27 protein-coding genes are annotated in these 12,913 nt (G+C 49.3%); all 27 read left to right on the top strand.

Features of this window, described 5'->3' with window-relative positions; genetic code table 11:
- Positions 1-14 precede the first annotated feature (14 nt).
- The 27 genes from rplD (at position 15) to rpsK (ending at position 12,866) form a co-directional block, all read left to right on the top strand.
- Positions 15-638, top strand: coding sequence for a 50S ribosomal protein L4 (gene rplD, locus PSAB_RS21770; RefSeq protein ID WP_025336674.1), 624 nt, complete (start codon positions 15-17; stop codon positions 636-638).
- The gene (gene rplW / locus PSAB_RS21765) at positions 638-931 is read left to right on the top strand and encodes a 50S ribosomal protein L23 (protein WP_025336673.1); all 294 of its coding nucleotides are present in this window, start codon (positions 638-640) and stop codon (positions 929-931) included. Before rplD ends, rplW begins: the two co-directional genes overlap by 1 nt.
- Before the next feature lie 28 nt (positions 932-959).
- Positions 960-1,790, top strand: a complete 831-nt coding sequence (gene rplB, locus PSAB_RS21760) for a 50S ribosomal protein L2 (RefSeq protein WP_025336672.1) — start codon at positions 960-962, stop codon at positions 1,788-1,790.
- A 75-nt stretch (positions 1,791-1,865) separates the two neighbouring features.
- On the top strand, positions 1,866-2,144 hold the full coding sequence (gene rpsS, locus PSAB_RS21755; RefSeq protein ID WP_025336671.1) for a 30S ribosomal protein S19: 279 nt from the start codon (positions 1,866-1,868) through the stop codon (positions 2,142-2,144).
- A gap of 34 nt (positions 2,145-2,178) precedes the next feature.
- Positions 2,179-2,511 (top strand): 50S ribosomal protein L22, encoded by a 333-nt coding sequence (gene rplV / locus PSAB_RS21750; RefSeq protein ID WP_025336670.1) that lies wholly within the window; start codon positions 2,179-2,181, stop codon positions 2,509-2,511.
- A 13-nt stretch (positions 2,512-2,524) separates the two neighbouring features.
- The gene (gene rpsC, locus PSAB_RS21745; protein WP_025336669.1) at positions 2,525-3,190 is read left to right on the top strand and encodes a 30S ribosomal protein S3; all 666 of its coding nucleotides are present in this window, start codon (positions 2,525-2,527) and stop codon (positions 3,188-3,190) included.
- Between the two features lie 2 nt (positions 3,191-3,192).
- Entirely contained in the window at positions 3,193-3,627 is a 435-nt protein-coding gene (gene rplP, locus PSAB_RS21740; RefSeq protein WP_025336668.1) for a 50S ribosomal protein L16, read from the top strand.
- Entirely contained in the window at positions 3,617-3,817 is a 201-nt protein-coding gene (gene rpmC, locus PSAB_RS21735; protein ID WP_025336667.1) for a 50S ribosomal protein L29, read from the top strand. The genes rplP and rpmC overlap by 11 nt, the downstream gene beginning before the upstream one ends.
- A 37-nt stretch (positions 3,818-3,854) precedes the next feature.
- Complete coding sequence (rpsQ, locus tag PSAB_RS21730) at positions 3,855-4,121, top strand: 30S ribosomal protein S17 (RefSeq protein WP_025336666.1); 267 nt, start codon at positions 3,855-3,857, stop codon at positions 4,119-4,121.
- A gap of 39 nt (positions 4,122-4,160) precedes the next feature.
- Positions 4,161-4,529, top strand: coding sequence for a 50S ribosomal protein L14 (gene rplN / locus PSAB_RS21725; protein ID WP_019908234.1), 369 nt, complete (start codon positions 4,161-4,163; stop codon positions 4,527-4,529).
- Between the two features lie 116 nt (positions 4,530-4,645).
- Positions 4,646-4,999 carry a 50S ribosomal protein L24 gene (gene rplX / locus PSAB_RS21720; RefSeq protein WP_081754722.1) on the top strand — a complete coding sequence of 118 codons (354 nt, stop codon included), beginning with the start codon at positions 4,646-4,648 and terminating at the stop codon, positions 4,997-4,999.
- Positions 5,000-5,030: 31 nt separating this feature from the next.
- Positions 5,031-5,573 carry a 50S ribosomal protein L5 gene (gene rplE / locus PSAB_RS21715; RefSeq protein WP_025336664.1) on the top strand — a complete coding sequence of 181 codons (543 nt, stop codon included), beginning with the start codon at positions 5,031-5,033 and terminating at the stop codon, positions 5,571-5,573.
- A 49-nt stretch (positions 5,574-5,622) separates the two neighbouring features.
- A complete protein-coding gene (locus tag PSAB_RS25210; RefSeq protein ID WP_010348808.1) occupies positions 5,623-5,808 on the top strand; it encodes a type Z 30S ribosomal protein S14 in 186 nt (61 codons plus the stop codon).
- 33 nt (positions 5,809-5,841) lie between these two features.
- Positions 5,842-6,240, top strand: a complete 399-nt coding sequence (gene rpsH, locus PSAB_RS21710) for a 30S ribosomal protein S8 (protein WP_025336663.1) — start codon at positions 5,842-5,844, stop codon at positions 6,238-6,240.
- Between the two features lie 31 nt (positions 6,241-6,271).
- Entirely contained in the window at positions 6,272-6,814 is a 543-nt protein-coding gene (gene rplF, locus PSAB_RS21705) for a 50S ribosomal protein L6 (RefSeq protein WP_025336662.1), read from the top strand.
- A gap of 85 nt (positions 6,815-6,899) precedes the next feature.
- Positions 6,900-7,268, top strand: a complete 369-nt coding sequence (gene rplR / locus PSAB_RS21700; RefSeq protein ID WP_025336661.1) for a 50S ribosomal protein L18 — start codon at positions 6,900-6,902, stop codon at positions 7,266-7,268.
- Positions 7,269-7,295: 27 nt separating this feature from the next.
- Complete coding sequence (gene rpsE, locus PSAB_RS21695) at positions 7,296-7,793, top strand: 30S ribosomal protein S5 (RefSeq protein WP_025336660.1); 498 nt, start codon at positions 7,296-7,298, stop codon at positions 7,791-7,793.
- Positions 7,794-7,807: 14 nt separating this feature from the next.
- Complete coding sequence (rpmD, locus tag PSAB_RS21690; protein ID WP_025336659.1) at positions 7,808-7,993, top strand: 50S ribosomal protein L30; 186 nt, start codon at positions 7,808-7,810, stop codon at positions 7,991-7,993.
- A gap of 41 nt (positions 7,994-8,034) precedes the next feature.
- The gene (gene rplO, locus PSAB_RS21685) at positions 8,035-8,475 is read left to right on the top strand and encodes a 50S ribosomal protein L15 (protein ID WP_025336658.1); all 441 of its coding nucleotides are present in this window, start codon (positions 8,035-8,037) and stop codon (positions 8,473-8,475) included.
- Positions 8,475-9,776, top strand: a complete 1,302-nt coding sequence (gene secY / locus PSAB_RS21680; RefSeq protein WP_025336657.1) for a preprotein translocase subunit SecY — start codon at positions 8,475-8,477, stop codon at positions 9,774-9,776. Before rplO ends, secY begins: the two co-directional genes overlap by 1 nt.
- Before the next feature lie 100 nt (positions 9,777-9,876).
- The gene (locus PSAB_RS21675; RefSeq protein ID WP_025336656.1) at positions 9,877-10,521 is read left to right on the top strand and encodes an adenylate kinase; all 645 of its coding nucleotides are present in this window, start codon (positions 9,877-9,879) and stop codon (positions 10,519-10,521) included.
- A 4-nt stretch (positions 10,522-10,525) separates the two neighbouring features.
- Positions 10,526-11,278: a type I methionyl aminopeptidase gene (gene map / locus PSAB_RS21670; RefSeq protein WP_025336655.1), complete on the top strand. Its 753-nt coding sequence runs from the start codon at positions 10,526-10,528 to the stop codon at positions 11,276-11,278.
- Between the two features lie 10 nt (positions 11,279-11,288).
- Positions 11,289-11,597 (top strand): KOW domain-containing RNA-binding protein, encoded by a 309-nt coding sequence (locus PSAB_RS21665; RefSeq protein WP_025336654.1) that lies wholly within the window; start codon positions 11,289-11,291, stop codon positions 11,595-11,597.
- A 2-nt stretch (positions 11,598-11,599) separates the two neighbouring features.
- A complete protein-coding gene (infA, locus tag PSAB_RS21660; protein WP_006212898.1) occupies positions 11,600-11,815 on the top strand; it encodes a translation initiation factor IF-1 in 216 nt (71 codons plus the stop codon).
- Positions 11,816-11,949: 134 nt separating this feature from the next.
- Positions 11,950-12,063 carry a 50S ribosomal protein L36 gene (gene rpmJ / locus PSAB_RS21655; RefSeq protein WP_003322638.1) on the top strand — a complete coding sequence of 38 codons (114 nt, stop codon included), beginning with the start codon at positions 11,950-11,952 and terminating at the stop codon, positions 12,061-12,063.
- Between the two features lie 19 nt (positions 12,064-12,082).
- On the top strand, positions 12,083-12,451 hold the full coding sequence (gene rpsM, locus PSAB_RS21650) for a 30S ribosomal protein S13 (protein WP_025336653.1): 369 nt from the start codon (positions 12,083-12,085) through the stop codon (positions 12,449-12,451).
- A gap of 19 nt (positions 12,452-12,470) precedes the next feature.
- Positions 12,471-12,866, top strand: a complete 396-nt coding sequence (gene rpsK / locus PSAB_RS21645; RefSeq protein WP_025336652.1) for a 30S ribosomal protein S11 — start codon at positions 12,471-12,473, stop codon at positions 12,864-12,866.
- Positions 12,867-12,913: the final 47 nt, after the last annotated feature.

Here is a 12,913-nt window from a genome sequence, read left to right as displayed (position 1 = left end):
AGGAGGAACATGAAATGCCAAAAGTAACACTTTTCAATATCAGCGGTAATGAAGTTGGTGAAGTTGAACTGAGCGACGCGATTTTCGGTATCGAGCCGAACACTCACGTGCTGAATGAAGCAGTTCTTCTGCAAAGAGCTTCCCTGCGCCGCGGTACTCACAAAGTTAAAGGACGTTCTGAAGTTCGTGGCGGCGGACGCAAGCCTTGGAAACAAAAAGGTACAGGTCGCGCTCGTCAAGGCTCGATTCGTTCTCCTCAATGGAAAGGCGGCGGCGTTGTCTTCGGACCGACTCCTCGCAGCTATTCCTGGAAACTGCCTAGAAAGGTTCGTCGTCTGGCGATCAAATCCGCACTGTCCTCGAAGGTTATCGAGAGCAACATCATCGTGCTGGATAGCCTGACGCTGAATGCTCCGAAGACGAAAGAATTCGTAGCCATTCTGAACAACCTGAAGGTAGCTGAAAAAGCCCTGATCGTAGCTCCTAGCTATGACGACAATGTAGCTCTCTCCGCCCGCAACATCCCTGGAGTGAAGTTCCTGGCGGCTGATGGCATTAACGTTCTTGACGTGCTGACGCACGACAAACTGATCATCACCAAAGATGCAGTTTCTAAGGTAGAGGAGGTGTTCGCGTAATGAAAGATCCTCGCGATATCATCAAACGTCCGGTGATTACGGAACGCACATCCGACTACATGAGCGATTTGAAATATGCTTTTGAAGTGGACATTCGTGCCAACAAGACCGAAATCAAGCAGGCTGTAGAGGCCATCTTTAAAGTGAAAGTCGTTGCTGTGAACACACTGCGCGTGCCTGGAAAGCTGAAACGGTACGGACGCTACTCCGGATACACTCCGGAATGGAAGAAAGCTATCGTTAAGCTCAGCCCGGACAGCAAGCCGCTCGAGTTCTTTGAAGCGGTAGAATAATATCCTGTAAAGCAAGGAGGGAAACAAAGTGCCAATCAAAAAGTACAAACCGACTTCCCCGGCAAGACGCGCAATGTCCGTGTCTACGTTTGAAGAAATCACAACAAACCAGCCGGAGAAATCGCTGCTGGCGCCGCTGAGCAAAAAAGCGGGCCGCAACAACCAAGGTAAAATTACGGTTCGTCACCATGGCGGCGGACACAAGCGTAAATACCGTATCATCGACTTCAAGCGGACGAAAGACGGCATACCAGGCAGCGTTGCTACGATCGAGTATGACCCGAACCGCACATCCAATATTGCCCTGATTCACTACGCTGATGGAGAGAAACGCTACATCATCGCTCCTAAAGGTCTGAAAGTTGGGGATAAGATTGAATCCGGTCCTGCAGCAGACATCAAAATCGGTAACACTCTTCCGCTGGCCAACATTCCTGTAGGTACAGTTATCCACAACATCGAGCTGAAGCCTGGCAAGGGCGGCCAATTGGTTCGCGCAGCCGGTACGGAAGCGCAGTTGCTCGGTAAAGAAGACAAGTACGTTTCCGTGCGTCTCTCTTCCGGTGAAGTTCGCAGAATTCTGAGCGTATGCCGCGCTACAATCGGTTCCGTTGGTAACGAAGACCACGAACTGATCAAGATCGGTAAAGCCGGACGCAGCCGCTGGCTGGGTCAACGTCCAGAAGTTCGTGGTGTTGTAATGAACCCGAACGATCACCCTCACGGTGGTGGTGAAGGACGTGCTCCGATCGGACGTAAATCGCCGTTGTCTCCTTGGGGCAAACCGACCCTTGGCTACAAAACGCGTAAGAAGAACAAAGCTTCTGATAAATATATCATTCGTCGCCGCACGAAATAAGACGCTTCAAGGTGAGCTTGAACCCGCGAAGCGTCGAATCGCGGCTTGAACATTTGATGAAGGGAGGATTCATACATGAGTCGCAGTTTGAAGAAGGGGCCTTTTATCGATGGCTACCTGCTGAAAAAAGTTGAAGACTTGAACGTTTCGGGTAAAAAAGTAGTCATCAAGACTTGGTCCCGTCGCTCAACCATTTTCCCTCAATTTATCGGACATACGTTTGGCGTGTATGACGGCCGTAAACACGTGCCTGTATACGTAACGGAAGATATGGTAGGTCACAAGTTGGGCGAGTTCGCGCCGACGCGTACTTACAAAGGCCACGCGGGTGACGATAAGAAAACGAGAAGATAATTACAGATTCTCTGCTTAGAGAGGAGGGAAAATAATGCAAGCAAAAGCGCATGCAAGATCGGTACGGATTTCCGCTCGTAAAGCGAAACTGGTTGTTGACTTGATTCGCGGCAAGCAAGTGGGAGAAGCAATCGCAATCCTTCGCCACACTCCGAAATCCGCTTCCCCGGTGGTTGAAAAGCTGCTGAACTCGGCGATCGCCAATGCCGAGCATAACTATTCGCTGGACGTAAACAAGCTGTTCATTAGCGAGGTTTTCGTTAACCAAGGTCCAACGATGAAACGGTTCCGTCCGCGCGCGATGGGTCGCGCAAGCCGGATCAACAAACGCACCAGCCACATTACTTTGGTGGTATCTGAGAAATAAGGAGGGATAACGTGTGGGTCAAAAGGTAAATCCAGTCGGACTGCGGATCGGTATTATTCGTGACTGGGAATCCAAATGGTATGCAGGAAAAGATTTCGGAACTCTTCTTCTGGAAGACGTCAAAATTCGGGAATACCTCAAAGGCAAACTGAAAGAATCCGCTGTTTCCCGCATTGAGATTGAAAGAGCGGCCAGCCGCGTGAACGTTACGATTCATACCGCTAAACCGGGTATGGTTATTGGTAAGGGCGGCGCTGAAGTTGAAGTACTTCGCAGCGCGGTTACTCAAATCGCAGGCGGCAAGAAAGTACACATTAATATCAATGAAATCAAACACCCTGAGCTGGACGCTATTCTCGTTGCCGAGAGCATCGCACAACAGCTGGAACGTCGCGTATCGTTCCGCCGTGCGCTGAAACAAGCAATCCAAAGAACAATGCGTTCCGGAGCAAAAGGGATTAAAACCTCTGTCAGCGGTCGTCTTGGCGGCGCCGAGATCGCTCGTACGGAAGGCTATAGCGAAGGAACAGTTCCACTTCATACGCTTCGTGCCGATATCGACTACGGAACGGCTGAAGCTCATACGACTTATGGCCGCATCGGCGTAAAAGTATGGATCTATCGTGGAGAGGTTCTTCCTACGGCTAAGAAACAAGCTGCTCAGGAAGGAGGCAACTAATCATGTTGGTACCAAAACGCGTTAAACACCGCAAACAACAACGCGGTCACATGAAAGGTATGGCTAAAGGCGGCACCGAGCTGAACTTCGGAGAATTCGGTCTGCAAGCTCTGGAGCCATCCTGGATCACTAACCGTCAAATCGAAGCGGCTCGTATCGCGATGACTCGTTACATCAAACGGGGCGGTAAAGTTTGGATCAAGATTTTCCCTGACAAGCCGATTACTCAAAAGCCTCTCGAGGTTCGGATGGGTAGCGGTAAAGGTAACGTTGAGAAATGGGTAGCCGTAGTTAAACCGGGCAAGATTATGTTCGAACTCGGAGGCGTGTCGGAAGAAATCGCTCGTGAAGCGATGCGTCTTGCCGCTCACAAGCTGCCAATCAAGACTAAGTTTGTGAAACGTGAAGAATTGGGTGGTGAAGCAAATGAAAGCTAATGAACTTCGCAACTTGACCACTGCCGAGATTGAACAAAAGATTGCTGGCTTCAAAGAAGAGCTCTTTAATCTGCGTTTTCAACTGGCAACAGGCCAACTGGACAACCCGACTCGGATTCGTGATGTGCGTAGAGAAATAGCTCGTGCTAAAACCGTTATCCATGAAAGAGTACTTGGGATCGCTAAGTGAACGGATAGGATGATCCGTATCAGGAAGGAGGCTAATTATGAGCGAAGAACGCAACGCGCGTAAAGTGCAAATCGGTAAAGTTGTCAGCGACAAAATGGACAAAACGATCGTGGTTGCCGTTGAAACTTACAAAAAGCATGATCTGTACCACAAGCGCATCAAGTACACCAAGAAGTTCAAAGCACATGATGAGAACAATACCGCCCAAATCGGCGATACTGTGAAAATCATGGAAACTCGTCCGCTCTCCAAGGACAAACGCTGGAGACTGGTTGAAGTGGTGGAAAAAGCGGTTATCATCTAAAGCGTTACCTGACCATTTTTCCGAAAGGAGGAAATAATAATGATTCAACCATTTACACGCTTGCATGTAGCTGACAACTCCGGTGCGAAGGAACTGATGTGTATCCGCGTACTGGGTGGTACTGGACGTCGGACAGCTGCTATCGGCGATCTGATCGTTTGCTCGGTAAAACAAGCAACACCAGGCGGCGTTGTCAAAAAAGGTGATGTAGTAAAAGCGGTGGTTGTGCGCACGAAGCGCTCTGTACGCCGTAAGGACGGATCTTACATCGCATTTGACGAAAACGCAGCAGTAGTTGTAAAAGACGACAGAAGCCCGCGCGGAACACGTATTTTCGGACCAGTAGCGCGCGAACTTCGCGACAAGGATTACATGAAGATCGTTTCCTTGGCACCGGAAGTTATCTAATAGACTCCCCTAAAAGTGACGAGAAGCTCCGAAGCTGATTCCGGTACTTTTCGGGGGCCCCGATAGAGATCGTTTATAATCATGCTTGCAAAGGCTAGTCATAGGAGGTGTAACAAATGCCTAGAGTGAAAAAAGTTCTGGAATCCCATAACAACAAACTGCATGTCAAGAAAGACGACGTAGTTATGGTGATCAGCGGAAAAGACAAAGGCAAGAAAGGCCGCGTCATTGCTGCGTATCCGCGCAAAAACCGCGTACTGGTAGAAGGCGTGAACATGGTGAAGAAGCACCAGAAGCCTAACCAGTTGAATCCGCAAGGCGGCATCATCGAGCAGGAAGCTGCGATCCATGTTTCCAACGTTATGCACATCGATCCGAAGAGCGGCAAAGTAACCCGTATCGGTTACAAAGTGCTGGACAACGGCAAGAAGGTTCGTGTAGCGAAAAGATCCGGAGAGATCATCGACTAATAGAGTGCTTAAGAAAGGAGGTTAACTCTTCATGGCAGCAAGAATGAAAGAACGTTTTCTGAACGAGATTACGCCGGCTCTGATTCAGAAGTTTAACTATCAAACAGTTATGCAAGTGCCGAAAATCGAGAAGGTTGTTATCAACATGGGCGTAGGCGACGCTGTACAAAACTCGAAGGTGCTTGATTCCGCTGTGAACGATATGCAGCTGATCGCCGGCCAAAAACCGGTTATCACCAAAGCCAAGAAGTCTATCGCTGGTTTCAAACTGCGTGAGAACATGCCGATCGGCGTTAAAGTAACTCTTCGCGGTGACCGCATGTACTACTTCCTGGACAAATTGTTCAACGTAACGCTTCCGCGCGTTCGTGACTTCCATGGTGTATCGACTAAAGCCTTCGACGGCCGCGGTAACTATACACTGGGTTTGAAAGAACAACTGATTTTCCCTGAGATCGAATACGACAAGGTGGACAAAGTCCGCGGTATGGATATCGTAATCGTAACAACTGCAAAGACGGATGAGGAATCCCGCGAGCTGCTGGCTCAACTGGGAATGCCTTTCGCGAAGTAAGGTTCGGTCGTCCAATTCTCCGAAACTGTTTGGGAGGTGTCAGGCTAAAGTGGCAAAAACTTCGATGAAAGTTAAACAACAACGCGCGCCGAAATTCAAAGTTCGTGCATATACACGTTGCGAACGTTGCGGTCGTCCACATTCGGTACTGCAAAAGTTCAAAATTTGCAGAATTTGTTTCCGTGAATTAGCTTATAAAGGCCAGATTCCTGGCGTGAAAAAAGCAAGCTGGTAAGAAGTTTATATACGGGAAGGAGGTTAACACCAAATGACTATGTCTGATCCTATCGCAGATATGCTTACTCGTATCCGTAACGCCAACATCGTGCGTCACGAGACAGTAGAGCTTCCTGCATCGACATTGAAAAAACAAATCGCCGACATCCTGAAGCGTGAAGGCTTCATCCGCGATGCGGAGTTTGTTGAAGATAACAAGCAAGGGCTTATCCGTATTTTCCTGAAATACGGCCCGAACCAAGAACGTGTTATTTCCGGCCTGAAAAGAATCAGTAAGCCGGGCCTGCGCGTGTACACGAAGAGCAATGAAGTTCCTCGCGTACTCGGCGGACTGGGCATCGCGATTATCTCCACTTCCAAGGGAGTTATGACCGACAAAGAAGCTCGTCAAGCTAAATCCGGCGGCGAAGTACTCGCTTACGTTTGGTAATCACGTCACAAGATAAGGAGGTGCAACACACATGTCTCGTATTGGTCGCAAACCAATTACAGTGCCTAGCGGTGTAGACGTGACGGTGAACAACACTGTCATTACCGTTAAAGGTCCTAAAGGTACTTTGACTCGTGAACTTCATAAAGACATGAAGGTTACGGTTGAAAATAACGAAATTCTTGTTGTTCGTCCTTCGGACAACAAATTGCATCGTTCTCTTCACGGCACGACCCGCTCCGTTGTCAACAACATGGTAAGCGGCGTGACCGAAGGTTTCTCTAAATCTCTGGAGCTGGTTGGGGTCGGATATCGTGCAAACAAATCCGGAGATAAAATCGTTCTGAACGTCGGCTACTCCCATCCGGTTGAAATCACTCCGGAACCGGGCATTGAGTTCGAAGTTCCTGCCAACACGAAAATTATCGTAAAAGGCATCGACAAAGAACGCGTAGGCGCTTATGCCGCGAAAATTCGTTCTGTACGTGAACCTGAGCCATACAAAGGCAAAGGTATTAAATATGAGGGCGAACGCATTATCCGTAAAGAAGGTAAAGCCGGTAAGAAGAAATAAGCCGGCTCGCCTTGAACATAAGATGCTTACCGCGTCTTAACGTGAAGCTGCCTTAAGGCAAACTGAAGGGAGTGAAAAGGAAGTCATGATTACCAAAGAGGACAAAAACAAAGCTCGTGTGAAAAGACACCTGCGTGTACGTAAGAAAATCCAAGGTACTGCTGAACGTCCGCGCCTGAATGTGTTCCGTTCTTCGAAGCACATTTATGCTCAACTGATCGACGATGTGAGCGGCGTAACGATCGCATCCGCATCGACGCTTGATAAAGAGCTGAAAGGTTCCATCGGCAACGGCGGCAGCGTTGAAGCTGCAAGCAAAGTCGGCCAACTGGTCGCTGAGCGCGCCAAAGCAAAAGGACATACCGCTGTTGTATTCGACCGCGGAGGCTACTTGTACCATGGACGGATTCAAGCGCTCGCTGATGCAGCTCGTGAAGCTGGTCTTGAATTCTAGAAACATTCTTAAAAGGAGGTTAACGACTTGCGTGTAGATCCAAACACTTTAGAGCTGACAGAAAGAGTTGTCCACATTAACCGCGTTGCTAAAGTTGTAAAAGGCGGACGCCGTTTCAGCTTCAGCGCACTGGTTGTTGTCGGCGACGGCAAAGGCTGGGTTGGTGCGGGTATCGGTAAGGCCGGCGAAGTACCGGATGCGATCCGCAAAGGCATCGAAGATGCTAAGAAAAACCTGATCCAAGTTCCACTCGTAGGAACAACGATTCCTCACCTGGTCAACGGACATTTCGGCGCTGGACGCGTTCTGCTGAAACCGGCATCGCAAGGTACCGGTGTTATCGCGGGCGGACCTGTTCGCGCGGTACTGGAACTGGCCGGTGTAGGCGATATTTTGACAAAATCTTTAGGTTCTTCGAACTCCATGAATATGGTCAATGCAACTTTGGAGGGATTGTCCCGTCTGAAGCGCATTGAAGAGGTCGCGAAACTTCGCGGCAAATCTGTCGAAGAGCTTCGCGGTTAAGGAGGGGAACGTCAATGGCAAAACTGCAAATTACCCTCGTTCGCAGCTTAATCGGACGTCCGGAAACACAACGTGTGACCGTTAAGACGCTCGGCCTGCGTAAACTCAACTCGTCTGTGGTTCAAAACGATAGTCCTGCGGTTCGCGGAATGATCAAAAAAGTGAGCCATCTCGTATCCGTAACTGAAATTGAAGGCTAAGAAAGCCTTACCCCATTAATAGACATAAGGAGGTGCAAACGATGAAGTTACATGAACTCGCTCCGGCTCCAGGATCCCGCAAAGAACGCAACCGTGTAGGTCGCGGTACTTCCAGCGGTAACGGCAAAACATCCGGCCGTGGTCATAAAGGTCAAAACTCTCGTTCCGGCGGTGGTGTACGTCCGGGCTTCGAGGGTGGCCAAAACCCACTCTATCGTCGTCTGCCTAAGCGTGGTTTCGTCAATCCTACCCGTAAAGAGTATGCGATTGTGAACCTTGAGGATCTGAACAGCTTTGCAGAAGGAACGGAAGTTACTCCTGCGCTGCTGGTTGAATCCGGCGTAGTGAAGAACACGAAGAGCGGTATCAAAATCCTCGGCAACGGTGAACTCACTGTAAAACTTACAGTTCAAGCAAACAAGTTCTCTCAATCTGCGGTAGAGAAAATCGAGGCTGCCGGCGGTAAAACCGAGGTGATCTAATGTTCAAGACGCTTAAGAATATATGGCATGTTGAAGATCTGCGCAAAAAAATTCTGTTTACCCTGTTCGTTTTTATTATCTACCGCATCGGTTCGTTCGTACCAGTTCCCGGTGTAGATAAAACGGTGTTTCAATCGACAGGTAACGAGGCCGGAACCGCCTTGATGAACTTGTTCAACACGTTTTCGGGTGGAGCGCTTAAAAACTTCTCCATCTTTGCGATCAGTATTTACCCTTACATTACCGCATCCATCATCGTGCAGCTTTTGTCGATGGATGTAGTGCCGAAATTTGCCGAATGGGCAAAGCAAGGCGAACACGGTAAAAAACAGCTGGCGCAAATTACCCGTTACGGTACGGTAGTGTTGGCTTTGATTCAGGGTTTTGCAACATCTATCGGTTTTAACCGAATGTATGGTACGCAAATGATGCCGAATGCAACGATCGCCGACTATCTGCTCGTTGCCATCATTTTGACGGCAGGCACTTCATTTCTGATGTGGCTTGGTGAGCAAATCACCGAGAGGGGTATCGGAAACGGGATTTCGATCCTGATTTTTGCGGGAATCGTCGCAGGCATTCCGGGATATTTCACGGCAACGGCGCAATCGAGCTTTATCCAGCCGGGGCAGACTTTCCTGAATATTCTTAAAGTCGTGGTCGTAGCAGTCGTTGTTGTACTGATTATCGCGGGGGTTATCTTTGTACAGCAAGGTATTCGCAAAATCCCTGTGCAGTATGCGAAACGCGTGGTCGGCAACAAAATGTACGGTGGACAAAATACGCATATTCCGCTTAAAATCAATGCGGCAGGCGTAATCCCTGTTATCTTTGCCGTATCGCTGCTTCAATTCCCAATTGTCATCGCCAACTTTTGGTCGACTCATACCTGGGCGAAGTGGGTCAGCACTCACTTTTGGTATGATAAACCGCTCGGTATGGTCCTTTACGTGATCATGATCATCGGATTCACGTTCTTTTACACGTTTGTTCAGATGAACCCGCAGCAGATGGCCGACAATATGAAGAAGAACGGCGGTTACATTCCCGGTATTCGTCCGGGGAAGGCGACAGAGAAGTATTTGACTCGGGTAATGTCCCGTCTGACGATGTCGGGGGCGCTGTTCCTGGCCGTCATCTCTGTGCTTCCGGTATTCTTCGGCAACGTGACCGGCTTGCCTCGTTCGGTGAAGATCGGCGGCACCTCGCTGCTTATCGTTATCGGCGTCGCACTGGATACGATGAAGCAGATCGAGAGCCAATTGATTAAACGCCATTACAAAGGCTTCATTAACAAATAGGCGATAGGTTCCGGTGAAGCGGCTCATCTCTAGACTTCCCGGCGCCTATTGTGCTGTTTCTTGCCTGGTGGCGATTCTGTTAACTGGGGAGAGACGTAACGTGAATATCCTTTTCATGGGCCCGCCTGGGGCAGGCAAGGGAACACAAGCTGCTGTTATCGTAAAGGAACTGGGTATCCCTCATATCTCGACAGGAGACGCTTTTCGTCTCGCGATCAAGCAGGGAACTCCTGTTGGTTTGAAGGCCAAATCCTTTATCGATCAAGGCTTGCTTGTACCGGATGATGTAACGATTGGAATTGTGGAAGAGCGGCTGCAGCAGTCCGATTGCGAAAAAGGTTTTCTATTGGACGGCTTTCCAAGAACTCTTTCGCAAGCGGAAGCGCTGGATGAGCTTCTCACCCGCATGAACACTTCTCTGGATCATGTTATCAATTTGAACGTGGACCGTGGACTGCTGATGGCTCGTCTGACCGGACGGCGCATCTGCACGGTATGTGGAGCCTCGTATCATTTGATCTTCAACCCGCCGAAGCAAGAAGGCGTCTGCGACATTGACGGCGGAGCGCTGTATCAGCGTCCGGATGACAATGAAGAAAGTGTAGGCAAACGCTTGGATGAGTATGACAACAAGACGGCGCCGTTGCTTCACTTTTATGAGAATAAAGGTCTTTTGCGTCAGGTGAACGGGGAAAACGAAATCGACGTCGTTTCCGCCGAAATAGTGTCTTTACTGCGAGGTTAGTGTAATGATCATATGTAAGTCCGAACAGGAACTTGCCTTTATGAGAGAAGCGGGACGAATTGTTGCCGAGACTCACCGTCTCATGGCACAGGCCATTGAGCCTGGAATTACGACCGGAGAGCTCGATAGAATCGCCGATCAATACATTCGCAGTCAAGGTGCCGTACCGTCTTTTAAAGGCTACAACGGTTTTCCTGCCAGCATTTGCGCTTCAGTCAACGATCAGTTGGTGCATGGATTTCCCGGCAAACGCAAGCTGGTGGAGGGCGATATCGTGTCGCTTGACATCGGGGCGCAGTACAAGGGATACCACGGCGACTCGGCTTGGACCTATGGGGTGGGACAAATATCCGAAGAAGCCCAGCGGCTCTTGGATGTAACGGAAGGCTCCCTGTACGCAGGCCTTGAGCTGATTAAGCCGGATGTGCGCTTGTTTACAATCTCCCACGCTATCCAAAAATATATCGAAGATGCCGGATTCTCGGTGGTACGCGAGTATGTAGGGCATGGTGTTGGGGCAGAACTGCATGAAGAACCGCAAATTCCGAACTATGGCATAGCAGACCGCGGGCCGCGGCTGAAGGCAGGCATGGTGCTTGCCATCGAACCGATGGTTAACGCGGGCAAACGTTATGTCCGAACGCTGGAAGATAACTGGACGGTCGTGACGGTGGACGGCTCTCTGTGTGCTCATTTTGAGCATACGGTGGCGGTTACGCCGGACGGCATGGAAATTTTCACGAAACTGAATGCGTAGGTGATCTTTGTTGAATACCGAGAGCAGCCCGCAGGTCGGTCAATTGGTGAAAATACTCAAAGGCAAGGAAGCCGGAGAGATTGCCGTGGTCATCGCTATTTTGGACAGCAGGTTTGTGTATATTGCGGATGGGGACAAACGAAAGTTTGACGGGCCGAAGAAGAAGAATATTCTTCATCTCGAGCTCACTTCGATCATTAGCAGCGAGGTTGTGAACAGTCTGAAAGAAACCGGCCGGGTTACAAACGGAAAGCTGCGATATGCAGTGTTGGATTACGTGCGTTCCGCCGGAATAAGCGCGATGAAGAAAGGAGAATAACTGTGGCTAAAGAAGACGTCATTGAGGTGGAAGGCACCGTCATTGAACCGTTGCCGAACGCAACGTTTAAGGTTGAACTCGAGAACGGCCATCAAATTCTTGCCCACGTATCAGGTAAGCTGCGGATGCACTTTATCCGTATTTTGACCGGGGACAAAGTGGTTGTGCAGTTATCGCCTTATGATTTAACTAAAGGCCGTATAACTTACCGTAAATAGATGGGAACTACGATTAAAGTTTGCTTTATGCGGAACGGTAGCGTATGCTTTTTAAGCCAGTTTTACTACAGGTAAAACTGAGCAGGAGCTTCAAAGCCAGTTTTACTGCGTAAAACTTTGAGGAGGTAATAAGCATGAAGGTAAGACCTTCTGTAAAGCCCATTTGCGAAAAATGCAAAGTCATCCGCCGCAAAGGGACTGTAATGGTAATTTGCGAAAATCCGAAACACAAACAAAAACAAGGTTAAGAAGGGGGTGTAGCGTAAAATGGCTCGTATAGCTGGTGTGGATTTGCCACGTGACAAACGCGTTGAGATCGCCTTGACTTATATTTTCGGAATCGGTAGAACGACTTCCTTGAAAATTTTGAAAGAAACAGGTATCAATGTTAACACACGTGTCCGTGATTTGACGGAAGATGAAGTGAGCAAACTGCGTGAAACGATCGACAAATCGGTCAAAGTGGAAGGCGACCTGCGTCGTGAAATTTCCTTAAATATTAAACGTCTTACCGAGATTGGCTGCTACCGCGGTGTTCGTCATCGTCGCGGCTTGCCGGTTCGCGGTCAACGTACCAAAACGAATGCCCGTACCCGGAAAGGCCCGCGTCGTACGGTAGCAAACAAGAAGAAATAATAAGGGGTGATAAGAGACAATGGCTAAACCGAAAAAAGTCGTACGTACCAAACGTCGCGACCGTAAAAATATCGAATCCGGCGTGGCACATATCCGTTCCACGTTCAACAATACGATCGTTACCATCACGGATCCTCACGGCAACGCTATTTCCTGGGCAAGCTCCGGCGGCCAAGGATTTAGAGGCTCCCGTAAGTCGACTCCGTTCGCAGCTCAAATGGCGGCAGAAGTTGCAGCCAAGGCAGCAATGGAGCATGGCATGAAGAGTGTTGAAGTTATGGTAAAAGGACCGGGCGCGGGCCGCGAGGCAGCCATCCGTTCCCTTCAAGCCGCTGGTCTTGAAGTTAACCTCATTAAAGACGTAACTCCGGTTCCGCATAATGGATGCCGTCCGCCGAAACGTCGCCGCGTATAGTGAATCAGCGATGTAAATGTGGTATAAAACCGGCACCATCTGCTAAT

It is taken from the genome of Paenibacillus sabinae T27 (assembly GCF_000612505.1).
Classification (GTDB): Bacteria; Bacillota; Bacilli; order Paenibacillales; family Paenibacillaceae; genus Paenibacillus_AQ; species Paenibacillus_AQ sabinae.
The sequence above is the reverse complement of the archived record's forward strand: the minus strand, read 5'-3'. Positions and strand labels throughout refer to the sequence as shown.